Source organism: Chelatococcus sp. YT9 (assembly GCF_018398315.1).
In the GTDB taxonomy this organism is placed as follows: Bacteria; Pseudomonadota; Alphaproteobacteria; order Rhizobiales; family Beijerinckiaceae; genus Chelatococcus.
The window spans coordinates 1,857,948-1,884,367 of sequence record NZ_JAHBRW010000002.1 but is presented as its reverse complement, the minus strand read 5'-3'; the positions used below and the strand labels follow the sequence as shown (position 1 = coordinate 1,884,367).

Genomic DNA, 26,420 nt, shown 5'->3' with positions numbered 1-26,420 from the left:
GCCGATATGGAGGCACTGATGAAGATCACCCGGATCGAGCCGATCCTGCTGACCGCGCCGCTCGACAGTGGACCTGTCGCCTGGTCAGGGGGCCATATTCCGATGTTCTGCGCCTGCCTGGTCCGCGTGCATACGGATGCGGGCATCACGGGTCTTGGTGAGACCTATGGTGGGCTGTTTGCGCCAGAAGCGGCGAAAGCGATCGTTGAGCATTACGAGACTATGGCCATCGGGCTCGATGCCAGCGATGTGGGTGGGGTGTGGAACCGTCTTTACATGGGGGGCTTGTTCTGGGGGAGGGCTGGTTTCGCGGTGAGCGTGCTCAGTGCCATCGAGATGGCGCTATGGGATATCAACGGCAAAGCTCTTGATCTGCCGGCGTACAAGCTGCTGGGTGGCAGGGTGCATGATCGCCTCCGCATTTATGCGTCCGGCGGCCTCGACGGTACCGCCGAGGAGTTTCGCCGGGAGCTCCAAGGCTACGTGGAAAAGGGCTTCACGGCGGTAAAGATACGCGGCGGTTATGGCCCTCGCTACGATGGCGCCCGCGCCATGCTTGCCCGCGAGACATTGGGCGAGACGCGGTATTTGATGATGGATATGGTGCAGGGGCATAATCCGCGTCCCTGGAGCGCCGCCGAAGCGATCGTCGTAGCTGAAGCGGTCGCCGATGCAGACCTGACCTGGCTTGAGGAGCCTTGCGCCGCTTACGACTACGATGGCTATGCGAAGGTCCGTGCCAAAGCGAGAATGCCCATCTCGGGCGGTGAGAGTTCGACGACCCTGCATGAATTCAAGCATTTCTTTGATCGAGCAGCGCTCGACGTTGCGCAGCCGGACGCTGCCCATTGCGGGGGCATGGCAGAGTTCTGCAGGATCGCCACCGCGGCCAATGCCGCGGGCGTGCGTGTCGTGCCTCATGCCTGGGGATCCGGACCCGCGTTGACCTCAAACTACCATGCGGCCTTCGCCACGGCGAACTGCTTCATGGTGGAGTTTCCGACAATCGAGAATCCGCTGCGCCACGCTCTGCTTGTGGAGCCGCTGCAGGTCGTTGACGGCTTTCTGCTGCCACCGACTGCACCAGGGCTTGGCCTCGAACTCACCGACCATATCATCGCGCAGTACCCCTTTAATCGCGACGCAGTGGTTCGACCACGCTTCGAACGGTCCGACCCCAGGGAATGAGCGCCCTCTGCGCTCTACTGTAGGATTTGCCGCGCAGACAACAGGTATTCGTTCGGACCACAACACAGCGATACCATGCAGGTGGGGCGCTCCCGTTTCACGTCCTATAAGATCAAGTTTCCCTGGACCGAACGTTCCCGAGGTAACTCGTCGCGTCTTCATCATCTGGAGAGATGGATTGCGCGCAGTTGAAACGGCTTTCTCGCTCTCAGTCATTCCAACCGGCGCTCACGTCCGGAAGAGCAACGCCGGCAGGTCCTTTGCTGCGCAGGACAATTTCACTTCGCCGCGATCCAAGATGAGCGCGGTATCAGCATAGACACTGCTGATCTCGACATGTTGCTCAACGAGGACGACAGCGGTGCCCCGGCGCGCCCAATCTCGCAGAAATGTCAGGATTGACGGCAGTAGCGCCTGCGCAAGACCGAGAGAGGGCTCATCACACAGAAGGACTTTCGGTTGCGCTACGAAGGCTTGGGCAAGTGCCAGCATCTGCTGCTGTCCGCCTGACAGGTTGCGAGCGGGTTGTCGCATCCGCTCGCGGAGGATCGGAAAAACGTCCAGAACCTCATCGGCGGTACGTGCGAAATCCCGCTTGTCAGGGCGGGCTGCAGCACCCAGACGCAGATTATCCCACACGCTGATCTCCGGAAAAATGCGATGTCCATCGAGGACGAGCCGAAGACCCATCCTCGCCAAGTGATCGGGCTGGAGGCCCGCTACAGTCTCGCCCGCTAGCCGGATGCGCCCATGGCTTGGATGAATGAAGCCGCCGATCGTGCGTAAAAGTGTCGACTTTCCGGCACCATTCTCGCCTGCCACAAGAAGTATCTCTCCCGCTCTGACCGCGAGATTGACATCACGGAGTACGGGGACGGTGCCATATCCCGCGGAGAGGTCTTGGACTTCAAGCATGTTCAACACTCACGAACAGCTTCTTTATATCCTTGTGCTGTCTCATTTCTCCGGGAGAGCCATGAGCGACTACACGGCCGTTCTCCATCGCGACAATCTTGTCAGCAACGCGCCAGACGAGATCAAGGTCGTGCTCCACGATGACGATCGTGCGCCGAGCTTCGTCTCGTAACCGTCGCAGCAAGATCGCCAGCTGTGAGCGTTCTTCCTTCGAGAGGCCCGCCGCTGGCTCATCCAACAGTAAGATGTCTGCATTGGTCAGGAAAGCGCGTAGCACCTCGATGGATCGTCGCTGACCATGCGGTATGGCATCCGTGTGCAAGCTCCGCAGTTGGCTATGCAGATCCGGCAGCATATCGTGAGCAGGCTTTCCGGCTGCAACCGTTTCGCTGCCAATCGCAATGTTCTCCCACGCTGTAAGCGAGCCGAAAATTCGCGGTGTCTGAAATGTCCGTATGACACCGAGCTTGGCTATGGCAGCTGGCGACTTGGCGGAAATGTCGCTATCGCGGACGATGATGCTACCTTTATCGAGTTGGCTGAAACCGGTGATCGCATTGATCAGAGATGTCTTACCCGAACCATTGGCTCCGACTAGACCCACGATACAGCCACGCTCAACGTCGAGGCACACGTCATCAAGCGCCTTAACAGAGCCGAACGATTTGCAGGCTGCCGCAACGGAAATCGCCGGGCCCTTCGCACCCGGATCGCCGCCAGAAACGGGAAGGTCCGCCATGCTGAAGCGCAAGCCGTTGATTGGCGAAGAAGTGCGGAGATGCCTCTCCAACGTGCCGACAAGACCATCAGGCAACATCAGCATTACCAGCAGCGCGATGACGCCATAGGCTAGCAGCCGATAATCCACGAGATCGACCAACAGGACGTTCGGCACGAGGTAAAGCATATATATACCGGCAAGCGGCCCGAGAATTTGTCCGCGCCCACCGACAATAACGGCAAGAAATAGAAGAATGGACAGCTCAAGGTGGAATGCGGCGGGGCTCACGAAGCCGACGATCGGCGGATACAATGCACCGATCGCGCCCATGGTTGCGCCCGTGCTGCAAAACACGGCGCTCCGCACGAGACCGGGACGGATGCCGAGAGTCTGGGCTGCCTCCGGGCTTGCGCCGGCGACTCGAATCTTCCGCCCGAGTGCCGAACGTCGCAAGGCGACGTGCGCGATAGCAGCGCCGCAAGCCACGGCCGCGCACAGCAGTGACAGGGGCGTGAGGCTAAACAGCAGAGGCTGCTTCCATGTGCCCGCGGGGGTCGAAATCCCGTTGACGCCATTTGTAAATTCGTCAAACGTCATAAGCATCTCGGGAAAGACCATCGCGACACTGAGCGTCACGAACCCTAGATAATAGCCCTGCACCCGGAGCGCCGGTACTGCATAGATGATACTGACGAAGCAGCCAGCGAGGGCCGCACATAGCAGCGCGGCGGGCCAATACAGGCCATAGCTGGTCATCGCCATGGCCGCGGCATAGGCACCAACCCCGAAGATCGCACCTTGCCCAAACGAAGTCTGATTGGCATCGTACAGGAGAAAATTCTGTACTATAGCCAACGCAACGAGGACGTTTACGTATTGAAAACTATAGCTCCAGTAGGAGCTGCCGACCAGATCCGGGACAACCCCGGTCAGGACAGCACAGGTAAGCACGCAGGCAAGCTGACCGTTCTCGATTGTGCGTGTCATGAACATGTCGCGAAACTGCCTTCCGCTCCTGCAGATCTCATCAAACGCGACGCGCGCTATGCGCGCCGAAAAGGCCGCCCGGCCGGAGGAGGAGTATCAGCGTGAGAATGATAGTTGTCACAAGTCCCTGGAACTGGCCGCCGAGCTGATATGTTGCCAACACCGCAATGACGCCGATAACAGGCCCGCTAATCAAAGCGCCCGTCATATTTCCGATACCGCCGACGACCGCGACTACAAAGCCGGAAATGACGTAGCGGATACCGGCCTCTGGAGCGATCGATATGATTGGTGCAGCGGCATAGCCCGCCGTGCCGACCACGATGCCACCGATTGCAAATGACAGGACCTGCAGGCGACGTACACGCAGGCCCGCCGCTGCCGCAGCCTCAAGATCCTGAGACATAGCACTCAGCGCGAGGCCGGTGAGCGATTGGCGGTAGAAGATTGCAAGGCCGATAAAGCAGATAGCTGCAAGTATTGGCAGTACAAGATAAGGCATGGGCGTGAGCATGCCAAATAGGCCAAAGGAGGGGACCCTCCCTGCGAACTCGGATGACCATGGCCCCAACGTCAACAAAAGCAGTGCGCTGATAATGATGGACACGGATAAGGTCGTGATGAGCCAGGATTGCTGCTCTGCGGAGTGTCGAAGCGGCCAAAGGGTTACGGCGCCTTGGATTGCCATCAGCACACCCATGGCGGCTCCACTGACTAAAAGCCCGATGATCCAGTGAACTGTGCCATATCCGCCCTCGGAGAACTGGACGCCCAGCAGCCCACCGAGCACAAACATTCCACCCTGCGCGAAATTGAGAATATGAGTGGCACGGTAGATGACGTTGAGACTAAGGGCGATCGCAGCGAAGGCTGCGCCGAGGCCAAAGCCGCGAATGGCGATGAAGAAAATCTCATCCATTGTGACATCTCCCGCGTCACGGACCGACCCGGCGACCAAGAACGCGGTGCTAGCAGCCGCGGCGTTTCATCAGTCCGTCAACACGTACGTCATGCGGGCGCTCTACCATCGCGAGTTCCTTGTCTCCGAAAAGGAAGTGGCTCTCGCTGCTCGGGGAGATGGAGCCGTGAATGAGAGGAACCTCCCAGCCCTTGGTTTCCACCCAGCGCGCCAGTGCAACACCGTCGGTGCCTCCCGTAGCTGCGATTCCGGCCGCAAGAAGCTTCACCGCGTCATAGTATTCGCTGGCCAAGCTGACGGATAACTTATCGGACCTGGGCATAAACTCTGCGAGAGCCTTGGCAAACTGTGCATATTTGTTAGCGCCCTCGGCGTCGCCGCTGCAGTAAGTCATGCCGCGATAGGCCACGCTGTAGACATTCGCGAAGGCGTCTGGACCGGTCGAACGGACGATGGCTGGCGCGAAAACGGAGATGGCAGTTGCACCGAATACCTTCGGCTGCCAACCAATCTCCCCGAGCGTTTTCAGCATTTTTGCACCATCCTCAACAGAACTCGTGAAGAAGATGACCGCCTCGGGCTTGGCCCCGCGGAGTGATAGAATTTGGGGTGAGAGATCATCAGCGCGGAAGTGGTATTCCTGCTCGCCGGTGATCTGTAAGCCTGCTGCAGCTGCATTGGCCTTGATGGCGGCGACACCGGATCGGGACTGGCCGCCATCATCGGCGAGAAGCCCAACGCGCTGAATACCCATATCCTTCAGGGTATCAACGATGATCTTCGCGGCTGACGCTATATCGGTGTTGAAGGAGAAATGATAGGGGCCGACCTTGGGTGTCAGCGCCGTTGTGCCGGCGTTGGTGACTTGCACGATCTTGCCGGCGGTCGCGACTTCAACGGCGGGGACCGCCTCCTGACTGATGGCTGGACCGATCAAGATCTGAACGCCTTCGCGGTCGATCAATCGACGTGCTTCGCCGGCCGCTGTCGTCGGATTGGACTGTGTGTCGCCACGAATGATCTTGATCTGCCGTCCGATGACACCGCCGGCCTTGTTGATCTCTGCGACTGCGAGCTCGACGCCCGCAGTCATTGCGGCGCCGTTTGCAGCACCGGGGCCGGTTGTCGAAGGAAGAAGCCCTAGTTTGATGACGTCTTCTGCTGACGCTCCGCCGATTGTGGCGATCGCCGCAAGGACGGATGCCACAACCGTGCCGGCTTTCACCAGGTTCCGGAAGCCAGACATTGGGATGTGCCGCGCGGCGTCACGTCCAGGATATGCTTTTACCGCTTGGACAGCCATATTACCCCTCCCGTGGATCCGTTATTATTGGTCGGCCGACGCCTGATGACGTGTTCGCTGGTCGATGCATTTTTGTACAGTTGTTAGAATATTTCGTCAAGGTGACTTGGCCCATGATCGTGATGATGCGAACCTCCACGGGAATGGGCGGACGCATGCACCTGGATTGTGCTTGCAATTTTTCGAACTATCATTAGAAATATGGGAGCGCATCGTACTGATCGCTCCGACGCGATGCGGAGTGCAGCGCCGCTGTCTGCGAGCGACAGCTCAAGCCAGGCCGGGTGGGTCCCGCTCCTAAATGGTTCGACCTATTAGCTGGAGATCGAAATGGAGAGTAAGCCCGCCATCGACGGCGCGCACCGCAGTGAGCCGGATTTTGATGTCGTTGTAGTCGGGGCGGGAATAGGGGGGCTTTATGCGATCCATAAGCTAGCGCAGTTAGGATTTTCGGTCCGCGGCCTGGAAATGGCACCGGAAGTGGGTGGTGTATGGTATCACAATCAGTATCCCGGCGCTCGCGTCGATGTCGAAAGCATCGACTATTGCTATTATTTTTCGCCCGAGCTGTTCCAGGAGTGGAATTGGACCGAACGCTATGCCAGTCAGCCGGAAATATTACGATATCTTAATCACGTTGCAGATCGGTTTGATCTCCGCAACAAGATAGAATTCGGGACCCGCCTGGTCTCGGCGCATTGGCATTCGAATAGCTGGCACTTGACAGCCGCTAACGACGTCCGGCTGACATGTCGTTTTCTGGTGATGGCGACCGGCAACCTATCTGCCGCGCGAAAGCCGGACTTCCCGGGTCTCGATGATTTCAAAGGCGAGTGGGTTCAGAGCTCTCAATGGCCTCGCGAGGTGCGTCTCAAAGGGCGCCGTGTGGGGCTCGTCGGCACCGGGTCTTCCGGCATCCAATGTGTTCCTGCTATTGCGCGCGTGGCGGACCACCTGATAGTTTTCCAGCGTACTGCCAATTATTCCGTTCCGGCACAAAACAGCCCAGTCGATGATGCGTTGATCGCTCGTATTCGTGAGGATGTTCCTGCGGCGCGGGCGTATCTACTATCAACGCCGGTCGGCACACATATGAAAATCGGGTCCCATATGCGGGACGGACGCGCGGCGAAAAGTCTGCGAGAAGCCGAGCAACTGGCGGAACTTGAGCGAGCCTGGCAAACAGGCGGCCATTCCATGACCAGCGTCTTTTGCGACCAGAACGTGGATCCTGAAGCAAATGAGATTGTTTCCTCCTTCGTCAGGAATAAGGTCAGAGAGGCCGTCAAGGATCCGACTGTCGCGGCGAAACTCATGCCAACTTCCTATCCGATCGGTACCCGCCGGCTTTGCGTCGACATTGACTATTATGAAACTTACAATCGATCCAACGTTACGCTGGTTGATCTGGCCGATGAGCCCGCCGTATGTCTCTACGAGAACGGGCTTCGCACAACAAAGCGAGACTACGAGATCGACCTTCTCGTTTTCGCGCTCGGCTTCGAGGCGTTCAGTGGCCAATTGAACCAGATCGACATCCGCAACGATGAAGGCGCGCGGCTCGCTGACAGCTGGACGCGAGGGCCCCAAGCGTACCTTGGCATAGCAGTGGCGGATTTCCCCAACCTGTTTGTTCTGACAGGCCCTGGTAGTCCCGCGGTCCTGGCCAATTTGTTCATCGCCAATGAGCATCATGTGGACTGGGTGGCAGATCTCATGACGTACATGGCTCGTCATGGCCATCGTACGGTGACCGCGACGCAAGAGGCGCAGCAGGCCTGGCGGGAACATGTGAACGATCTGGCTCGCCCGCTTCTTCGCTTTAACACGAAGAACTACATGGTTCACGTCAACGAGGACGATCAGAGTCGCTATTACGTGCCCTATGTGGGAGGCTTTGATCGCTATGTCCGGCACTGTGACAGGGTGGCCGCGCGAGGTTATCCCGGCTTCGTCTTTGACAAGGGTCTGGCGAGCGAGACGGCGCTGAACGCGTCGCCGGAAGATCCGACCGTGGGGTTTACGTCGTGAGGGAGAACTCACCTATGGATGATCTCCAGCGTTTGCTCGCCGAGCAGGCCTGCCAGCGCCTGTGTATCGAGTTCCACATCAAGATCGACAGCTGCCGTTACAGCGAGATCGAGTTGATGTTCACTGAAGATGCAGTCTGGCATCATCTAAAGACGACCTTCAGCGGAAAAGACGAAATCTGCACCTACCTTCGGAGCAAGTCTCCGTATCCCATCGTGCGGCACCTGCTCACCAACAGCCTTATAGAGCTCCACGACGAGAGTACCGCGAGTGGTATCTGTTATGTCACGTTGTTCTATGCGCTGCCGTCGTCCGAAACGCCGCGCTTGCAAGCGCCCGTCATTCTGGTGACATATCACGATACGTTTCGGAGAACGGAAGGGAGCTGGAAGTTCTCATCGCGGAGGCCAGTGGTTACCATGGTGGCGCCAGAGTTCGCGGATGTTATCAACACCAAGGCCGATGAGGTGCGGGTACTCGGACGCGCGATTTCCGACGACGCCAGGGGACCCGTTTCATGACCCATACGCGATCCGCAGAAGGAGTGAGGGAGCAAGGGGCACGGCGCGATGGAACGGCCCTTGTCGTAGGCGGCACGCGCGGTATCGGTAGGGCCGTGTGTCTGGCGTTGGCGCCCAGTTTCCAAACGGTGGCGGTGATGTATCGCCAGGACGAGGCGGCGGCCGACGCCGTGGCGCGGGACATTGTGCAGCTTGGAGCGAAGGCTCAGCTGCTCAAGGCCGACATCCGTGATGCAGATCTGGTCGCAACGCTGATCGGCCGGCTCACCGGCGATCCGCGCTTGGACCTCCTGGTGCATAGCGCCGGAGCGAGGACACAGTGGGCGCCCATACGCGACATGCAGTCGGATGATTGGCGTGCCTATCTCGACAACGACCTGAACGGCTTTTTTAATGTCGTCAGTCCCGTGCTCAAGATCATGCATAATCAACGTAGCGGGAATATCGTCGCGATTACGTCCATTTCGGCGCGGGCCGCTTCGCCGTTCTCAGGCCAGAGCGCGGCTGCGAAGGCCGGCGTCGAGGCCATGATCAGAGTGATTGCCCGCGAGGAGGGGCGACATGGCATCCGGGCGAATGCCGTCGCTGCAGGATTGACCGATACCGAACAGGGGCATGATGCCATCCGTCATTGGGGACGAGAGACGGCAGAGCGGATCATAGCACAGTCCGCCTTGTCCAGAATGGGCACGGCGGCAGAGGTGGCGCAGGTCGTCGCCTTTCTTGCGTCGCCGGCGGCGAGTTATGTGACCGGCCGCACCCTGGCCGCCGATGGCGGACAGTTCATCAGCGGATAAGGGGAGATGTGACGAATGGCGGGCGGGTTCGACGAGTTCCGTCTCGGGCAGCAATTCGGCTTGACGGACGAGCAGGTCCAGCTATGCGAGCATGCGAGCGACTATTTTCGAGCAACACTCTTTCCATTGCAACAGCGGATGGACGACGAGGAGTGGTGGCCCGGCGATATCTTTCGGGACGTGGCGGGGATGGGCTACCTCGGAACCACGGTTCCTGAGGATTACGGGGGGCAGGGGCTCGATTACCTTTCCTCGGGCCTCATCTGCGAAGTCATGGCCTATTGGAACCCGGCATTCGCATTCAGTTGGCTCAATGCCGACAATCTTGTCATCGACAATCTCTATCGCAATGGCAATGAAGAGCAGCGGCGGCGTTTTCTGCCCGGCCTCTGCAAGGGGGACATCATTGGCGCTCTCGGTATGACGGAGCCGGGCGCCGGTTCCGACGCCCTCGGCTCGATGAAGACGAGTGCCCGGCGCGCCGGAGACCACTATGTCGTTAACGGCTCAAAGATGTTTATAACCAACGGGCCGATTGCCGATATCGTGCTAACTTACGCGCGAACCGATCCTACATTGGGCCCGTCCAAGGGCATTTCCGCGTTGATCGTGGAGAAGGACACGCCCGGCTTTGGCGTGGCCCAGAAGCTCGATAAGATGGGGTTCCGCGGCAGTCCAACCGGGGAATTACTGTTCGAGGATTGCAAGGTTCCGGTTGCCAACAGGGTCGGCCGAGAAAATGACGGCCATATCATCATGCACAGCGGGCTGGACCTGGAGCGGGTCATGTCGGCGATGCTCTGCATTGGACCTGCGCGTCGTGCGCTTGATCTGGCCATTGACCACGCGAAACTGCGCGTGCAGTTCGGGAAGCCGATCGGTTCCTTTCAAATGATACAGGCCAAATTGGCCGAGATGTATATCGCCTTGGAAAGTGCTCGCACGTTTGTCTACCGTGTCCTTGACATCTGCGGGTCCACTCCGGAGACGGATCTGGGTCGGGGGCGCGTCCACAGGCTTGCCGCAGCCGCTCTCTTCCAGGCAGCGGAGGCGGGAAAATTTGTCATGGACGAGGCCGTGCAGATCCATGGCGGATCCGGATATATGCGGGATACGGAGGTGAATCGCCTGTACCGGACCACGAAAGTGATGGAGATTGCGGCAGGGTCGCAAGAGATCCGGCGGTTGATTATCGCGAGCGACTTGCTCAAAGCTTGAGTTTTGTGCTTTCGCTGCGGCGATGGCGGGCGAACGGGGACAGCCACGCTCATGTGGCAGGGCTAGGCGGTATGGTGACAGACGTTAAGGGGAAGAGTTCAGCCACGCGGGGGCCTTCGCGCCGGCGGGACAGGGATGCCACGGACGGGCTTACCAAGGCCGAGATCTCGCGGGAGCGCGTCTTGGCAGCCGCCGCACGCATTTTCAGTGAACGCGGCTATGCCGGCACCACCATGCGCGCTATCGCCAAGGAGGCCGATCTGCAAGCCGGCAGCCTCTATTATTACTACCCCTCAAAAGAGCTCCTGATCGAAGCCGTTCTCGGCATGGGCGTGCACGGCGTGTCAACGGCCGTTTACACCGCCATTGCCGACCTCCCGCCGAGCTCAACCTATGCCGACCGGATTCGCGCTGCGATCTCCGCGCATCTCCACAGCATCCTTGAGTTTGGCGACTATGCGCTTGCCTCCCGCCGCGTTCTGGGGCAGGTGCCGCCAGAGGTTCGCCGTAAGCATGTGCTACGGCGTGATGCGTATGGAGAGTTCTGGGTGAAACTCCTGGAAGCTGCCCATGCGGCGGATGAATTGCGCAGCGACGTGGATCTGAAGCTCGCGCGCACCTTCATGCTCGGCGCCCTCAATTCGGCGCTTGAGTGGTATCGCCCAAACGGGATGCCGATCAGCGAAGTGGCGACGCAGTTTACGACGCTTATTGCCGAAGGCCTGTTTCGGGAGCGATCTGACAGGGCCTGAGCGCGTCGGTACGAGACACAGCGTCCTCGTATTGGCGTTCCTTGATATTCCACACAGTTGGACCGGCGCAGAATTTTGCGTGCCTTTTCGGCTCGCATTATATTCTAACAGATGTTAGGAAATAGACGCGCCATAGAGCGCGCCGCCCCCGGGGAGGGGACATGACTGATTTCGAGATGCCACGAGAGGCTACTGAGATCTGCGACGCGCTGTTGAGGTTCGTCGATCAGGTGGTCATTCCTCTCGAGAAACAAAACGCCGCACAGCTTTCTAACGAACGTACGATTTTTGATGCTGATGGACGTTATGCCGATTGCGTGCTCGCCTTGCGCAAGCACGTGCGCATGAAGGCTGCAGAGGCGGGTTTCTACACCATGCTCGGTAGCGAGGAACTGGGCGGCGGCGGGCTGGGCGCCGTGGTCGCAGCGTGGGTGCAGCTGAATATCGCACGCCGCTACGGACCGGAGCGCCATCTTATCCACCACGTCGTGGTGCCATCGCCGTTTACCAACGGTCTGTCTCCCGTGCTCCGCTACATGCAGCCGGAATTGCGAGAGGCCTATCTTCCGGCCATTGCGAGTGGCGAGCGTACATTGTGTTTTGCATTGAGTGAGCCGGACGCGGGGTCGGATCCGCAGGCAATGCGTACGCGCGCCGTGCGGGAGGGCGATCATTGGGTGATTACCGGTACCAAGCAGTGGATCACCAACAGCCCTTACGCAGACCATGCGGTTGTTTTCGCGGTGACAGATCCGGAGGCCGCCGAAGCCCGCAAAGGGGGGATCACCGCATTCTTCGTTAATACCAATTGTCCCGGATTCAGCGTCACCAGCGTTGTACCTTTGATGGGGCATGCGGGCGGCGATACGGGCATTGTGGCCATCGAGGGCTTGCGCATACCCGACAGTCATCGCGTAGGCGCGGTTGGCGAGGGCCTCGCGGTGGCGATGCAGGGCATCAACGCCGGCCGCCTAGGTATGTCGGCCACCTGCGTCGGATATGCCGAATGGGCGCTCGCCGCGGCAACCGACTACGCGCGCACGCGACGAACCTTTGGCCGGCCAATCGCCGCGCATCAGGCTGTTCAGTTTCACCTGGCGGATATGGCCATGGATATCTTCGCCAGCAAAAGCATGCTGCTGACCTGCGCCGCACGCGTCGATGCCGGCTTGCCGGCGCGTGGCGAGGTAGCAATGGTCAAATGCTCCGCAACGGAAATGCTTTCGCGCTGCATGGATCGCGCCATTCAGGTGCACGGGGCCATGGGGCTGACGAATGAATTGCGGCTCGAGGCCGGGTATCGATTTGCTCGGATCATGCGAATTCCCGATGGAACCGGCGAAATGCAACGGCGCACTGTCGCTTCTGAGCTGTTGCGAGGCAGTCTCTCGCTCTGAAGCCTTGTTGCTCACCATAGACGGAGTTTGAGGAGAGAAACGATGGCATTCAGCAAGAGCGATCAACATCGTGAGATCGAGGATGCTGTTGGGCGGATCTGCGGTGATTTTGACGACAGCTACTGGCTGTCCAAGGACCAAGAGGGAGCCTTTCCTCACGACTTCTACCAGGCTATCGCCAGTGGCGGCTGGCTGGGCATAGCCATGCCCACGGCTTATGGCGGCGCAGGTCTCGGTATCAGCGAGGCCGCCATTATGATGCGCACGATAGCCCAATCTGGCGCTGGCATGTCTGGGGCATCGTCGGTGCATATGAACATCTTTGGGCTCCAGCCCGTCGTCGTATTCGGAACAGATGAACAGAAGGAGCGTTTTCTGCCGCCGCTTATCCAAGGGAAGGAAAAGGCATGCTTCGCCGTTACAGAACCTGACGTCGGGCTCAACACGACCCGCATCAAGACTCGCGCGGTGCGGGAGGGCGAGCGATATCTGCTCAGCGGCCAGAAAATCTGGATCTCAACGGCTCAGACCGCGGACAAGATGTTGATTTTGGCCCGCACGAGTGAGGCAGAGAAGGGCAGTACACGCGGCCTCAGCCTCTTCTACACGGATCTCGATCGCGCCAAAATCGAGGTGCGTGCCATTCATAAGCACGGTCGTCATGCCGTTGACTCCAACATGCTCTTTCTGGACCGCGTCGAGGTTCCGGCATGTGACCTGATTGGGATAGAGGGGGCCGGCTTCAAACAAATCCTGCATGGTATGAACCCGGAGCGTATCCTTATCGCCGCCGAGGCAGTTGGGCTCGGGCATGCGGCGCTTCGACGGGCTTCTGCCTACGCACGCGAGCGCGTTGTCTTCGATCGGCCGATTGGACAGAACCAAGGCATCCAACATCCCTTGGCGCGTTGCTGGATGAACTTGGAAGCCGCATGGCTGATGGTCCTGGAAGCGGCGCGCCTCTATGACGCCGGTGAGGATTGCGGCGCCGAGGCCAATACAGGCAAGTACCTAGCAGCCGAAGCAGCTTACGAGAGCTGCCAGACCGCGGTCATGACACTCGGCGGAATGGGGTATTCGGCAGAATATCACGTTGAACGTTATCTACGTGAAAGCCTTATACCAAGGATCGCGCCGATCAGCCCGCAGATGATTCTTAATTTCGTCGCCGAGAAAGTACTTCTTCTTCCGAGATCATACTAACGTGACAGCACATACGGAAGAGTAATCGCGCTCGCGCCTATGCGGAGACCTCCATGTCAATCCATGCGTCTGTCGCCGTCCATGACGGTATTGCCGTCGTTACCCTCGATAATCCGCCGGTTAACGCTCTTTCGTTCGGGCTGCGCAGAAATCTGTTTGCTGCTCTGACGGATCTCTCCGGCGCCCAGGATGTCAGAGCCATCGTTCTTACAGGCGCTGGAACCTTCATAGCTGGTGCAGATATCGCGGAACTGGGAAAGCCTCCTCAAACGCCGACAGTGGCTGACATCATCGCTCTTTTGGAAAGTATTGAGAGGCCCACGGTCGCCGCAATCCATGGCAGCGCTCTCGGCGGGGGGCTCGAGGTGGCAATGGCCTGCCATTATCGTGTCGCCGATGCCGCCGCGAAACTGGGCTTGCCGGAGGTTCGGCTGGGGATCATTCCTGGTGCGGGAGGCACACAGCGTCTGCCGCGATTGGTGGGGCCACTCAAGGCGCTCGATATGATCGTTGGTGGACGTGTTCTCGATGCGCGCGAGGCGGCGGATGTTGGACTCGTGGATGCGGTCTCGGAAGGCAATGTTGTGCACGACGCGATCGCCCTTGCTCGAGCCCGCGTCGAACTTGGCGGTCGTCATGTAGCCGTGCGCGATCGCGAGGAGGCAATCGCGGAAGCGATGCGGGATGTCGCCAGCTTTGATATCGCTTGCCAGGCCGCTCTCGCCAAGAAGCGGGGGATGCGTGCTCCCGAGTTGGCCGCGGTTTCCATCAGGAACGCCTTGATCATGCCGATTGATGAGGGGCTCGCGGCAGAGCGGGAGTTTTTCCTCCAGTTGGTCGCTTCGGCGGAATCTCAGGCGCTACGGCATCTCTTCTTCGCCGAGCGGAAGGCAGGAAAATACGACTGCGCAGGAGCGGTCCGTGAGGTCCGGAAGGTGGGTGTGATCGGTGCCGGCACGATGGGGCGCGGCATTGCCATGGCATTCCTCAATGCTGGCTTTTCAGTTGTGCTCGCCGAGGAGGGAGATGAGGCGTTGCAGCGGGGGCTCGCGGCTATTACCGATAGCTACGCGGGTTCCCTGCGTCGCGGATCGCTCGGCCAATCGCAGGCCGCTGCGCGGCTCGCCAGAATAACCGGTGCTGTTGGTCTTGAGGCGCTCGTCGGATGCGAGCTGATTATTGAGGCCGTCTTCGAAGACATGGCGCTGAAGAAAAGTATTTTTGCGGCACTCGGGAATATCATGCCTGCCGGCGCGGTTCTGGCGACAAATACGTCCTGGCTAAACGTGGACGAGATCGCCGCCTCTAGTGGCCGGCCCCGCGATGTTATTGGCCTGCATTTCTTTTCACCCGCCAACGTCATGAAATTGCTTGAGGTCGTCCGCGGGGCCGAAACCTCGCCTGATGTCGTCGCCAGCGCCATGGCCGTCGCGAAACGTATAGGCAAACTGCCGGTTGTCGTGGGGGTGGGCTACGGCTTCGTCGGAAACCGCATGCTCGCTGCGCGCGCTGCGGAGCTGGAAAGTCTGATGCTCGAGGGCGCTATGCCAGCACAGATCGATCAGGCATTTCGCGACTTCGGCTGGCCCATGGGACCGTTCGAGATGACCGATCTTGCTGGGCTCGACATTGGCTGGCGTAACCGAAAGGCTCACGGTAAGACAGCGCCTATCGCTGATGCGCTGTGCGAAGCTCAACGCTTTGGCCAGAAGAGTGGTCGCGGCTTTCATCTTTATCCCGACGGTGCACGGCGCGGCGCGCCGGACCCCGATGTTGAGGCCCTGATCCGCCGCATGGCAGATGCGGCTGGTGTGAGCCAGCGACTGGTGCCGGCCGGGGAGATCATCGAACGCACGCACTACCCTTTGGTCAATACAGGCGCCCTGGTGATCGAGGAAGGCATCGCGCGCAGCGCGTCAGACATTGATGTCATCTGGGTGAACGGCTACGGCTTCCCCGCGGCACGTGGCGGTCCGATGCATTGGGCCGTCAACGTGGGCCTGCCGCATATTGTGAACCGCCTGACGGCTTACTATGAGGCGACAGGACACGAGCACTTTAAGCCGGCGGCTCTTCTAGCCCGGTTGGCGAGCGAAGGCCGCGTGTGGGCTGAGGGCGCGTGACGCTGGTCGCCACGTCGAACCACGGCCTATGACTATGCGGGTGCGCCTTCTGGAGCACTGGCGAAACCCTCTTGCATCAGGGCGGCGATCCGGTCGGCAGAAACGCCGATTTCCTGCAAGATCTCGATGGTGTGTTCGCCCGGTCCAGGCGCCGGTGCACGCAAGCTCGGCGCAAGGCCGTCCAGCTGAACGAGGAGATTGGCGACCGGCAGTGTCCCGAACGCGCCTGTTATAGCGGCGGCGCCAAGCGCGCCGCTCGCGGCGATTTGAGGGTCGGTGATCGCTTGGCGTGGCGAGAGAACCGGGCCCGCAGGAATGCCAGCCTCCTCAAGCGCAGCAATGGCGGCTGAGCTTGTCCGCATGGCGGTCCAGTCGCTCATGATCTGCGAGAGTGGCTCGCTGTTGCGTCCACGCGAGGAGTCGGAAGCGAAGCGCGGGTCCGACGGCAACTCGGGCCTGCCAACGAGCCGTGACCATCGCCTGAACATGGCGTTGCCCACCACCTGCACGGCAACCGAGCCATCTTGTGTTGGGAAGAGATCGGACGGTGCCGAGAACGGGCTACGGTTGCCGAAGGGCTTCCTGTCAACACCCGTAGCCGCAGCTTCGATATGAGCCGCATTGATGAAAGTCATGGCCGTTGCCAAAAGCGAGGCCTGAACGTTCTGCCCTTCACCTGTTTGGGAGCGATGAATAAGTGCGGCAAGGGTGCCTACGGCGCCGGCGAGGCCTGTGCCGTAGTCGACATACGAGCTGGCGGACCGGGAAGGATGTTCGCTCTGTCCTCCCAGAAACGCAGCGCCGCTCATCCCTTGCGCGACAGCATCAAAGCCGGTCTTCATGGACAGCGGCCCCCTGATGCCGAAAGCGGACAGGTTGGTCGCGATGATATTCCGCTTCAAGGCGCGCAATGTGGGGTAATCAAGCCCGTAGCGCGCCAGAGCGTTGACCGGCATGTTGGTGACAACGACATCGGCCGTCCGTATCAAGGCCTCCATGATTTTCCGGCCCTGCTCGGAAGCAGTGTCGAGAGCCACCGATTTCTTGTTGCGGTTGAGCTGGAGAAAGAGTGCGCCATCCCCGCGCGGGGTCACGGGCACCAGTTTGCGATCCTCACCGCCGCCGACCGGCTCGATCCGGATGACTTCCGCGCCGAGGTCTCCGAGTATGGAGGCACAATAGGGCCCAGCGATGTAACGGCTGAAATCCAGCACCCTCAGCCCGGCGAGAACTGAAATCTCGGCGCCCCCCTGCTGCGCGCCACAGGCTGACTGCGTCATGGATGCAGGCCGTCTGCCTTGAGGAAGTCGGGCCGGCGTTTTTCTCGAAAAGCCGCCAATCCCTCGGCGAGGTCTTCCGAGCCGAAGCAGATCGACTGGTTGAGGGCTTCGAGATCGAGCGCGGCCGGTAGTGTCGCAGGATCAGCGCGCAGCATCCTGCGGAGTTGCAGGAGGGCATGAGCGGGCATCTCGGCCAACGTTCTTGCCCGGGCCAGCGCCACATTCCAAAGGGCGCCGTCGTCCGCCACCGCGTCAACAAGACCGCTGGCTAGAGCATCATCGGCCTGAAAGTTTCGCGCGTCGATCAGCGCTCGCCGTGCCGCCACACCACCGATGCGGCGGGGTAGGCTAAAGGTGATGCCGCAATCCGGCAGAACCCCAAGTTTCAGGAAGGGGAATCCGATGGTCGCGCTTCGAGCCATCACGATCTCGTCGCACAGCAGGGCTAAGCCGGCGCCAGCTCCGAGACAATAGCCACTTACAGCTGCCACTAAAGGTTTGGGGCTGTTGTGAAGCTGCAGCGCGAGTTCAGTCACTGCTAGCATGGTGCGGTGTGCACTTTGCCCGGCGACGTGTTCAGCCACGTGCGAGAGATCACCGCCGACCGAGAAGTTGCCCCGGTCGGCGCCGATTACGATAGCCCGCACGCGGGGAATGGCGTTCAAGCGCTGCAGGGCTTGTGCGAGGTCCGCACGCGTCTGCCCATCCAGTGCGTTCCGGCACTCTGGATCGTGCAGGACGATCCTTGCGACAGCACGATCGAGGACTTCGTCTATGACCTTAGCCATGCACCGACTCCTCCTCTGCAGGGCAAAGGAATATTTTCTAACATTAGTTAGTTAATTGATGGGGAGGTGGATTGACAAGGGGCTCTATCGCGAAATTTCAAGTGCGGGTGGAAAATGGGCCTGTATAAGAGATTCTGCGAGTGGGGGACTACACCGACGTGAGGCCGTTGACAGTATTATTCTAACAAGTGTACAAAAATTGAGGAGGAACGTTGTGGGTCCCATAGGAGGGGGAGAGATGTCCATGTCTCCCGGCCAGCAAACTATTCCCGAGGTGCTGTTCGCTGCAGCTGACGCTCACGGCCCAGCAGCTGCGATTGTCGCAGATTCGAGAATTATCAGCTACATAGCGCTTCTCGATCGTGCGCTCCCGGCCGCGGCAGTGCTGCAGCGCCGTGGGATCGGCAAAGGCGACCGGGTTGCCGTATGGCTTCCCAATTCGGCGGAATGGATCGAGGCGGCGTTGGGCATCACGCTGATCGGCGCGGTCATCGTGCCCATTAGCACACGGCTTAAGGCACAGGAAGCCGCCTATATGCTCCGAAAGGCGGGCGCGCGGGCGGTGCTCGCTCCGCAAAGCTTCCTTGGGGTCGACTATTTGGCAATGCTCGATGGGCAGGAGCTGCCCGAACTTGCCGTGCGGCTCCAAACTGATTTCAAGGGTGGAGGCGAATGGGATAGCGCATTGGCCGCGGTTGACGCGAGCGCGAAGTCAGCGGCTCGGGTCGCCGCGCGTGCCGTGGCCCCGGATGATGTCGCAGAGATCATTTTCACGTCCGGAACAACCGGCTTTCCCAAGGGTGTCATGTTGCGACACCGCCAGATCGTCCGGGTTTACAGTTTATGGGCTGACGGAACAGGCCTTACTGCAGGAGATCGGTACCTCATCATCGCTCCGATGTTCCACTCGTTCGGGTTCAAGGCCGGGGTTGTCGCGTCCATTCTCAAAGGGGCGACAATGTACCCTGTACAAACCTTTGACGCGCCCAAGGCGCTCGAGATGATCGAGGCAGAAAAGATCACGGTCATGGGAGGGCCGCCGACGATATTCTCATCATTACTCGACCTGAACAAGACGGCGGGGCGTGACATTTCAAGTCTGCGCAGCGTCGCGACAGGGGCCAACATGGTTTCTCCGCAATTGATCAAGGCACTCCAGCAGGATGTCGGTGTTGACATTGTGGTCAACGCTTATGGACTGACGGAATCCTCCGCTCTCGTCGCGATGAGCCGGCAGGATGATCCGGTAGAACTTATCGCGACGACGGCCGGCCGCGCCATTGATGGCGTCGAGATCCGCTGTGCCGATGAGCTCGACAGGCCCCTTCCAATAGGCGAAGCCGGCGAGATTCAAGTGCGGGGTCACAATGTCATGTCCGGCTACTTCGAGGATGCCGAGGAGACTCACAAGGCCTTTACTGTCGATGGCTGGCTGAAGACCGGGGATATTGGTTCGCTCGACGAAGCGGGCTATCTCCGGATCGCTGATCGACTGAAAGATATGTTCATTGTGGGAGGCTTTAACTGTTACCCGGCAGAGATTGAAAAGCTCATGCTCGCGTATCCCGGCCTAAGGGAGGTGGCGGTGATAGGCGTCGCGGATGACCGTATGGGGGAGGTTGGCAAGGCTTTCGTCGTGCCGCGCGATGCGAGCACGTTTGACACAGGAGATTTTACGGCCTGGTGCCGGAAAACGATGGCAAACTACAAAGTGCCGCGCTTTGTCGAGGTCATCGAGGCGTTGCCCCGCAACTCGATGGGGAAGGTGCAGAAGTTCCAGCTGCGATAATCTCACATGCGCTCCGCCAGTCTGATACGTAAGCGAAGAGGATCCCCGCGAAGTGTTCAAGCACGACTACAAGCAGATCCTCTTTGAGAGGAAGGGACGCGTCCTGCGTGTCACGCTCAACCGACCGGAAAAACTGAACGCGGTGGGCGGAGAGCTGCATCACGATCTATCATGTCTGTTTCAGGACCTGGCTTCAGATGCTCAATCGGATGTGATCGTATTGACCGGCGCCGGCAACGCCTTCAGCGCCGGTGGCGATCTCGACTATCTCAGTGCTTGTCATGAAGATCCGGCGCGCTTCGCGCGCTCAGTGCGCGAAGCTAAGCAGATCATCAATGGTCTGCTCGACTGTGATAAGCCTATCATTTGCCGCATGAATGGCGACGCCGTGGGTCTCGGTGCCACCATCGCCTTGTTCTGCGACATCATCATCGCTGCGGACACAGCACGGATCGGTGATCCACACGTCAAGGTGGGCCTCGTTGCTGGCGATGGTGGGGCTGTCATTTGGCCCCAACTCATCGGATACGTACGAGCCAAGCAGTATCTCATGACAGGTGACCTGATAACGGCTCAGGATGCGTGCGGCATGGGCCTCATCAATTTTGCGGTACCGCCTGCAGAGCTCGAAGCCAAGGTCGAGGAATGGACCGAGCGGTTAACCCGTGGTGCAACGCTGGCAATTCGGTCGACCAAGTCGACGATCAATATTGGGTTGAAGCAGCTCGCCTCTGCCATCCTCGATGCAGGGCTCGTGGCAGAGACGCTATCCGGCCAGACGGATGACCATCGAGAAGCTATTGCGGCGTTTCGTGAGCGGCGCGCTCCTCGTTTCCAGGGACGCTAGATCCCTGCCTCGGAAAACGACAGGAATGTCACGAACGTCTTCTGAGCGATCGAACGGCAATCTCGGGAACCGTCAACGTTCGATGCTGCGCGAGGCGCAACACCAGCAACCATGGAGTGAGGGATGACCGCGGAAACGGCAGTCATTGTATCGTTCGCGCGTACGCCCATCGGCAAGGCCGGACGTGGCGCCCTGTCCGGGCTCCATCCCGCAACGCTATGCGGGCATGCTGTTGCCCAGTCTCTCTCGCGTGTTCGCATTGAGCCGGCCGTTGTCGAGGAGGTCGTCAATGGCTCGGCGGTTTCCGCAGGGCCGGCCATCGGCAACATGGCGCGGCTGGCGGCTTTGCGGGCCGGGCTTCCAACTTCGATTTCTGCTGCCAACGTCACGCGCGCTTGCGCGTCAGGACTGCAGGCTATCACGACCGTCGCTCATCGGATCATGGCGGGCGACATCAGCGTGGCCGTTGCGGCTGGTACTGAAACCATCTCTCTTCAGCTCGATCCTCAGTTCCCCAACCTTCGGCAAGAAGAATGGCTTGCAGCGCATCTAGCTGACATCTACATGCCGATGATCGATACAGCAGAGGTCGTTGCGCGGCGTTATCGAGTTTCGCGAGAGGACCAGGATGCCTATGCGCTGGAAAGCCAGCGCCGGACGAGCGCCGCGCAAGTTGCCGGTCGTTTCGACGCCGAAATAGCCCCCCTGCAGGCGGGGGATGATGCCCTTTCTCCTTTGAGCCGAGCGGCTTCACTTGTGCGGGATGAGGGGAACCGTCCCGACACGACGGCCGAAGGATTGGCTGGTCTTGCGCCTGTCCGTGGGCGGGGATTCACGGTTACGGCTGGGAATGCGAGCCAGCTCTCCGATGGTTCGGCGGCCGTGACGATGATGTCGGAGCGCGAGGCGGAGACGCGCGGGCTTGAGCCGCTCGGAATTTTTCGGGGGTTCGCGACCATCGGATGCGCACCGGACGAAATGGGCATCGGGCCGGTACTCGCTGTACCAAAGCTCCTTAAACGGTTCGGTTTGAGCGTCGATGATATCGACTTGTGGGAGTTGAACGAGGCCTTTGCAAGCCAAGTCGTGCATTGCGCGCGTGTTCTTGGCTTGCCCTCGGAACGGCTTAATGTCGATGGCGGAGCGATCGCCATCGGGCATCCTTACGGGATGTCGGGCGTGCGCCTTGCTGGGCATCTCCTGGTCGAGGGACGGCGGCGCGGAGCGCGATGGGGAGTGGTGACAATGTGCGTGGGGGGAGGCATGGGCGCGGCCGGGCTGTTCCAGATGCGCTGAAGGGCTCGGCCGTTTCACGCAAGGCTTGCTCTGCCGTCGGGCTCAGGGAAGCGGTGCATACGCGTGGAGAGATGAGCTACCAATGGGCGGTGAGTTCACGCAGATGGGCGAGGTCTTTCCTGAGGAACGGAAGGACATCATCGCCCATGCGCTGGGGGCCGCCGTCGGGATTCGAGTATTCCGCGGGCAGACATAAGGTTCCCCGGAAGCCAATTCGGTGCAGACAATCGGCAAATTCGCCCCAGGAATAGGCGCCGTGGCGATGCGTGGTCCATCTGACCTTGAATAAAGCCTCGTCCTCCGGACCATTGACGCGGGTCCGGTAGGCACTTTTGAAGTTTACCAGACCGTAAAGATGATCCTTGATGATGTCGACCGCCAGAGAGACAGGCTCGCCATCCAGCGCGCAATGGGCCATATCGAGGACTGCACAGACATGGCGAGGCTCATATCGTCCAAGCAGATGAAGGAGCCCGGTACTGCTCCCGATGAAGAAGCCGTAGTGATTTTGGACGCCGATGGTAACATTGTGCCTGTCAAGCGCTGGCAAAAGCGCGTCAAAGCTTCGCTGATGGTTCTCCAGAGCTTGGCGATAGCCAATCTGCATGTCGATCGGCGCCATCACGCGGATCAGTGGTATGCCCGCGTCGCCGCAAGCTGCAATCATCGCCACATCCGCGGCGCTCGCAATGCTTGCAATCGTCAGGCCACGCGCTGCGAATATCCTCGACGCGTCCTGCAGGCCGGCGGCTGCAGTCTCGGGGGTTACCTGGTAGCCCGGACGCACCGCGAGCTCAACGCCATCAAGGCCGATGGCCGCGAGCTTGTCGGCGAGTTCAGGCAAACTCTCGGAAAGCCAGGGTTTGGTGAAGACCGTAATGGGCACCGCGCACATAGATGATCTCCCTAACCCTTCAGTCCCGTCGCCGCGATACCCTCAATCAACCGCCGCTGGAAGATGAAGAAAACGACGAAGAGCGGCACGAGGGACAGCAGAGACATGGCAAGTAGCGGTCCCCACGAAGACGCCCCCTTGGACGACATCAGGAGATTCAATCCCTGCGGAACGGTATACTTATCCATCGACGTGAGATAGACCAGCGGCGACAGAAAATCCTCGTAGGTCCAGATGAAGGAAAAAACCGCTGTTGTGACCAAGGCCGGTGTGAGTAACGGCAGGATAATCGACCAGTAAATACGTATTGGTCCGGCGCCATCGACGGTCGCCGCTTCGTCGAGTTCTCGCGGAATCCCACGAATGAACTGCACCATGAGAAAAATAAAGAAAGCGTCAACGGCGAGAAATTTGGGCGCGACGAGAGGAAGAAAGGTATTGACCCACCCCAGGCTGTAAAAGAGCGCATACTGCGGAATGAGCGTGGCGTGGAGCGGGATCATGATGGTTAGCATCATCAACGCGAACAACGTTTTTTTGAATGCGAAATTGAGGCGCGCGAACGCATAGGCGACCATGCTGCAGGCGAAGACATTACCCACCACAGCAAGGCCAGCAATTATAAATGAATTGAGAAAGAATGTGCTGAAGGGCAGTGCCGCGCCGCGCCAGCCGTCGACGTAGTTCTGAAGCCTAAACCGGGTGGGCCATAAGCTGAGATCAGAGAAGATGAGGTTGGACGGCTTTACAGAGCTGCTCGCTAGCCAGAGTAGCGGATAGATCATCACGAGGGCGGCCGCGATAAGGCCCGCGTGAATGGCCAGTCCCCGCCAGTTTATAAGGCTGTGCCGGCTTGCGCCCGATATCGCGGTGGCATCGGTCATCCATCGTCTCCCTTGCCTCAACGTTCGTCGCCATAATGCACCCAGTAGCGCGCCGACAGAAAGGATGCGGCGGTGGCAGTTCCGATGATGCCGACCAGCACCCAGGCCATGGCCGAGGCATAGCCCATCTGAAAATTGGTAAAAGCCTGCTCGTAGAGATAGAGGGTGTAAAATAGCGTCGCGTCGGCTGGCCCCCCTTTGCCACCGCTGATGATATAAGCCGGGGTGAAGGCCTGGAACGCGCCAATGATCTGCATAACGAAGTTGAAGAAAATGATAGGAGTCAGCATAGGAATCGTAATGCTCATGAACTTGCGGACCGGGCCGGCGCCGTCGACTTCCGCCGCGTCGTAAATATCTTGCGGAATTTGCTTTAGGCCAGCGAGGAAAATCACCATCGGTGATCCGAACTGCCAGACGGCGAGCGCGACCAATGTATAAAGCGCATAGTCCGTGCTGGTGATCCAGCTGGGGCCATCAATGCCGAATTTCATCAAGATCTGGTTGATGATGCCGTCGTAGGAAAAGACCTGCCGCCACATGATGGCGACGGCCACGCTGCCGCCGAGCAGGGAAGGAAGATAGAAAACAGAGCGGTAGAAGCCCAGCCCGCGCAGGCCGCGGTTGAGGAGCATCGCAATTCCGAGAGCGAAGGCTAGCTTGAGCGGGACGGACAGGAGAACGTAGGAGAAAGTGACTTTAAGCGATTGATAGTATCGCCCGTCCTCAAAAGCCATTTTGATATAGTTGTCGAAGCCGATCCATTTCGGCGCGGAAAACATGTCATAGCTTGTCAAAGAGAGATAGAACGACGCCAGGATTGGTCCGAGCGTAAGACAGATCATGCCCAGCAGCCATGGGGATAAAAAAACAAAGGCTGCAACATTGTTGTTGGCGTCCATGCCGACTTTTGCGCGCCCGCGGTGGACGGGATGTGCCGTTATTGCGGTGGCAGGGAGTTTCTCCTGCACGATCAAGCTCATGGCTACTCATCCATGTGGGGATCGATGCAAGGGCCGTTAGACGGCCCTTGCGGTATTCGGCTCGAACTTCCAAGGCGTTTGACTAGAAGCCTGAAGCTGCCAGGGCAAAGAGGCGCGACGGCTGTGCAGCTATTTTTTCAGTCGCGCGCTGACCTCTCTGACGAATTGCTCCGCTGCCTGTTTTGGCGTGAGCTTGCCGAAGGCGACGCCCTCATTGGCGCGCGTCAGCATGCCCGTCATGCCGGGAACGCCAGGATAGCGGGGCGCGGCCGGCTCCTTCTGCAGGACGTCCAGATAAGCGATGATCTTGCGATCGGCCTCCGAACCGGTCGCCGCAAAGGCGTCACGAGCGGCTTTTGAACAGGGGATCATGCCGCTGCCGACATAGTAGGTCTTTGCGCCGTCGGGGTCCAAATGCATGAAGCGGATAATATCAATGACCTGCTTCTGGTTTGCGGATTTAGCGGAGACAGTCGTGGAGTTGCCGGCGTAGCAGTAATGCCTCTGCTTCATCTCTCCGCCACGGAAGCCGTTGGGCATCATATGGAGAATAAGGTTATCCTGCGTAAGGGCCTGGAAGCCGGCAAAACTGTCAGTCAGCGTAATATTCATTGCTGCCCGGCCGGCGACGACACCCGAGGTGCTGGGGTCGTCATTGCCTGCGAGGGCCTGTACGTCGCCGGGTGGAGTCGCCCGCGTATCGCGCAGCTTCTGCCAATAGGCGTACCAAGCCTCCATGTCCTCAAGCTCGAAACCTAGGCGGTGATCCTGCGTGAACATTGATTTTCCGCGCGAACGCAGAAAGATATCGCAGGGAATATAATTCCCGCCCGCGTCTTCGACGCCCCAGAACCGCGGTCCAAGGGCCTTGTTCAAAGCACTTGCTGTCTCGGCCAGTTCCTCCCAGGTCCACATGTCCGCTGGAATCTTGACCCCAGCTTTTTCGAAGGCAGACGCGTTGGTTATGATGGCAGGGCCAATAGCGTCGTTCGGGATGGCGTACTGCTTGCCGTCGAACTTCGCGGCATTGACGGCACTCTGGAGGTAATCGGACAAATTTATCGGATTTGGTATATAGCTGTCGAGCGGCGTGGTTACTCCACGTCGCGCGTATTCAGCTAAAAGATCAACGTTGACGCTAAACATATCAGGTGAATTTCCACCCGCTGTTTCCGTGGCAATCTTGTCCGTGAATGCACCGAAACTGGTAAACTCCGGGATGATTTCGACGTTGGGATTCTTTTGCGTATAAAGTTTGAGTGCCGCCAGGGTTTGGGTCAGCTGCTCCTGGGATTCAACATAGCCGGCGAAGCGTACGCGGACTTTTTCCTGAGAGAAACTGGAAGCAAGCGGTAAGCTGGAGGCGGCGGCTGCGCCAATCAGGCTCGCACCTTGGCGCAGCAGGGCGCGCCGGTTCATTTCCACCGACATGGGTTTCCTCCCCGTTATACGGACCTGTAGCCGGTCGTCTTAGTGCAACGAAACACCAAAATGAGCGGGGCGTCAACCTGCCGATTTCCTCGTTTCTTGACCGAGCTGGCTCGACTTTTTTAGTGGTTATGGCATTTGACAAGTTGTTGGAT

Annotated in this window: 22 protein-coding genes; 12 read left to right on the top strand and 10 right to left on the bottom strand. The window is 59.3% G+C overall.

What is annotated here, in order from left to right; translation table 11 throughout:
* Positions 1 to 18 precede the first annotated feature (18 nt).
* Entirely contained in the window at positions 19 to 1,188 is a 1,170-nt protein-coding gene (locus KIO76_RS28510; RefSeq protein ID WP_213326933.1) for a mandelate racemase/muconate lactonizing enzyme family protein, read from the top strand.
* 228 nt (positions 1,189 to 1,416) lie between these two features.
* Here KIO76_RS28510 and KIO76_RS28505 read toward each other — a convergent pair whose 3' ends face one another.
* The 4 genes from KIO76_RS28505 to KIO76_RS28490 are packed head-to-tail and all read right to left on the bottom strand — an operon-like array spanning position 1,417 to position 5,976.
* Positions 1,417 to 2,103: an ABC transporter ATP-binding protein gene (locus KIO76_RS28505; protein WP_213326932.1), complete on the bottom strand. Its 687-nt coding sequence runs from the start codon at positions 2,101 to 2,103 to the stop codon at positions 1,417 to 1,419.
* On the bottom strand, positions 2,096 to 3,811 hold the full coding sequence (locus KIO76_RS28500; protein WP_213326931.1) for a branched-chain amino acid ABC transporter ATP-binding protein/permease: 1,716 nt from the start codon (positions 3,809 to 3,811) through the stop codon (positions 2,096 to 2,098). The genes KIO76_RS28505 and KIO76_RS28500 overlap by 8 nt, the downstream gene beginning before the upstream one ends.
* 40 nt (positions 3,812 to 3,851) lie before the next feature.
* On the bottom strand, positions 3,852 to 4,730 hold the full coding sequence (locus KIO76_RS28495) for a branched-chain amino acid ABC transporter permease (RefSeq protein WP_213326930.1): 879 nt from the start codon (positions 4,728 to 4,730) through the stop codon (positions 3,852 to 3,854).
* A 49-nt stretch (positions 4,731 to 4,779) separates the two neighbouring features.
* Complete coding sequence (locus KIO76_RS28490; protein ID WP_213326929.1) at positions 4,780 to 5,976, bottom strand: ABC transporter substrate-binding protein; 1,197 nt, start codon at positions 5,974 to 5,976, stop codon at positions 4,780 to 4,782.
* 387 nt (positions 5,977 to 6,363) lie between these two features.
* Here KIO76_RS28490 and KIO76_RS28485 point away from each other — a divergent pair, with 387 nt between their 5' ends.
* The 8 genes from KIO76_RS28485 to KIO76_RS28450 all read left to right on the top strand — a co-directional run bounded on the left by KIO76_RS28485 (position 6,364) and on the right by KIO76_RS28450 (position 16,075).
* Positions 6,364 to 8,064, top strand: a complete 1,701-nt coding sequence (locus tag KIO76_RS28485; RefSeq protein WP_213326928.1) for a flavin-containing monooxygenase — start codon at positions 6,364 to 6,366, stop codon at positions 8,062 to 8,064.
* Between the two features lie 14 nt (positions 8,065 to 8,078).
* Complete coding sequence (locus tag KIO76_RS28480; protein ID WP_213326927.1) at positions 8,079 to 8,585, top strand: nuclear transport factor 2 family protein; 507 nt, start codon at positions 8,079 to 8,081, stop codon at positions 8,583 to 8,585.
* Entirely contained in the window at positions 8,582 to 9,382 is an 801-nt protein-coding gene (locus KIO76_RS28475; RefSeq protein WP_213326926.1) for an SDR family oxidoreductase, read from the top strand. The genes KIO76_RS28480 and KIO76_RS28475 overlap by 4 nt, the downstream gene beginning before the upstream one ends.
* A gap of 15 nt (positions 9,383 to 9,397) precedes the next feature.
* Positions 9,398 to 10,600, top strand: coding sequence for an acyl-CoA dehydrogenase family protein (locus tag KIO76_RS28470; protein ID WP_213326925.1), 1,203 nt, complete (start codon positions 9,398 to 9,400; stop codon positions 10,598 to 10,600).
* A gap of 71 nt (positions 10,601 to 10,671) precedes the next feature.
* The gene (locus tag KIO76_RS28465; RefSeq protein WP_213326924.1) at positions 10,672 to 11,352 is read left to right on the top strand and encodes a TetR/AcrR family transcriptional regulator; all 681 of its coding nucleotides are present in this window, start codon (positions 10,672 to 10,674) and stop codon (positions 11,350 to 11,352) included.
* A gap of 161 nt (positions 11,353 to 11,513) precedes the next feature.
* Complete coding sequence (locus tag KIO76_RS28460) at positions 11,514 to 12,749, top strand: acyl-CoA dehydrogenase family protein (protein ID WP_249730070.1); 1,236 nt, start codon at positions 11,514 to 11,516, stop codon at positions 12,747 to 12,749.
* Positions 12,750 to 12,791: 42 nt separating this feature from the next.
* Positions 12,792 to 13,952, top strand: coding sequence for an acyl-CoA dehydrogenase family protein (locus KIO76_RS28455; protein ID WP_213326923.1), 1,161 nt, complete (start codon positions 12,792 to 12,794; stop codon positions 13,950 to 13,952).
* Positions 13,953 to 14,005: 53 nt separating this feature from the next.
* The gene (locus KIO76_RS28450; protein ID WP_213326922.1) at positions 14,006 to 16,075 is read left to right on the top strand and encodes a 3-hydroxyacyl-CoA dehydrogenase NAD-binding domain-containing protein; all 2,070 of its coding nucleotides are present in this window, start codon (positions 14,006 to 14,008) and stop codon (positions 16,073 to 16,075) included.
* Positions 16,076 to 16,107: 32 nt separating this feature from the next.
* Here KIO76_RS28450 and KIO76_RS28445 read toward each other — a convergent pair whose 3' ends face one another.
* Both KIO76_RS28445 and KIO76_RS28440 read right to left on the bottom strand, forming a co-directional pair.
* Positions 16,108 to 17,355 carry a CaiB/BaiF CoA transferase family protein gene (locus KIO76_RS28445; RefSeq protein ID WP_213326921.1) on the bottom strand — a complete coding sequence of 416 codons (1,248 nt, stop codon included), beginning with the start codon at positions 17,353 to 17,355 and terminating at the stop codon, positions 16,108 to 16,110.
* Positions 17,352 to 18,143 (bottom strand): enoyl-CoA hydratase/isomerase family protein, encoded by a 792-nt coding sequence (locus KIO76_RS28440; RefSeq protein WP_213326920.1) that lies wholly within the window; start codon positions 18,141 to 18,143, stop codon positions 17,352 to 17,354. Before KIO76_RS28440 ends, KIO76_RS28445 begins: the two co-directional genes overlap by 4 nt.
* 238 nt (positions 18,144 to 18,381) lie before the next feature.
* Here KIO76_RS28440 and KIO76_RS28435 point away from each other — a divergent pair, with 238 nt between their 5' ends.
* The 3 genes from KIO76_RS28435 to KIO76_RS28425 all read left to right on the top strand — a co-directional run bounded on the left by KIO76_RS28435 (position 18,382) and on the right by KIO76_RS28425 (position 22,075).
* On the top strand, positions 18,382 to 19,932 hold the full coding sequence (locus tag KIO76_RS28435) for an AMP-binding protein (protein WP_213326919.1): 1,551 nt from the start codon (positions 18,382 to 18,384) through the stop codon (positions 19,930 to 19,932).
* A 52-nt stretch (positions 19,933 to 19,984) separates the two neighbouring features.
* Positions 19,985 to 20,779, top strand: coding sequence for an enoyl-CoA hydratase/isomerase family protein (locus tag KIO76_RS28430; protein WP_213326918.1), 795 nt, complete (start codon positions 19,985 to 19,987; stop codon positions 20,777 to 20,779).
* A 123-nt stretch (positions 20,780 to 20,902) separates the two neighbouring features.
* Positions 20,903 to 22,075 (top strand): acetyl-CoA C-acyltransferase, encoded by a 1,173-nt coding sequence (locus tag KIO76_RS28425; RefSeq protein WP_213326917.1) that lies wholly within the window; start codon positions 20,903 to 20,905, stop codon positions 22,073 to 22,075.
* A 76-nt stretch (positions 22,076 to 22,151) separates the two neighbouring features.
* Here the strand turns inward: KIO76_RS28425 and KIO76_RS28420 are convergent, their stop codons facing one another.
* The 4 genes from KIO76_RS28420 to KIO76_RS28405 all read right to left on the bottom strand — a co-directional run bounded on the left by KIO76_RS28420 (position 22,152) and on the right by KIO76_RS28405 (position 26,268).
* Positions 22,152 to 22,970: a sugar phosphate isomerase/epimerase family protein gene (locus KIO76_RS28420; protein WP_213326916.1), complete on the bottom strand. Its 819-nt coding sequence runs from the start codon at positions 22,968 to 22,970 to the stop codon at positions 22,152 to 22,154.
* 11 nt (positions 22,971 to 22,981) lie between these two features.
* Entirely contained in the window at positions 22,982 to 23,854 is an 873-nt protein-coding gene (locus KIO76_RS28415; RefSeq protein ID WP_213326915.1) for a carbohydrate ABC transporter permease, read from the bottom strand.
* Positions 23,855 to 23,871: 17 nt separating this feature from the next.
* On the bottom strand, positions 23,872 to 24,756 hold the full coding sequence (locus KIO76_RS28410) for a carbohydrate ABC transporter permease (protein ID WP_249730219.1): 885 nt from the start codon (positions 24,754 to 24,756) through the stop codon (positions 23,872 to 23,874).
* Positions 24,757 to 24,966: 210 nt separating this feature from the next.
* A complete protein-coding gene (locus tag KIO76_RS28405; protein ID WP_213326913.1) occupies positions 24,967 to 26,268 on the bottom strand; it encodes an ABC transporter substrate-binding protein in 1,302 nt (433 codons plus the stop codon).
* Between the last annotated feature and the right edge of the window lie 152 nt (positions 26,269 to 26,420).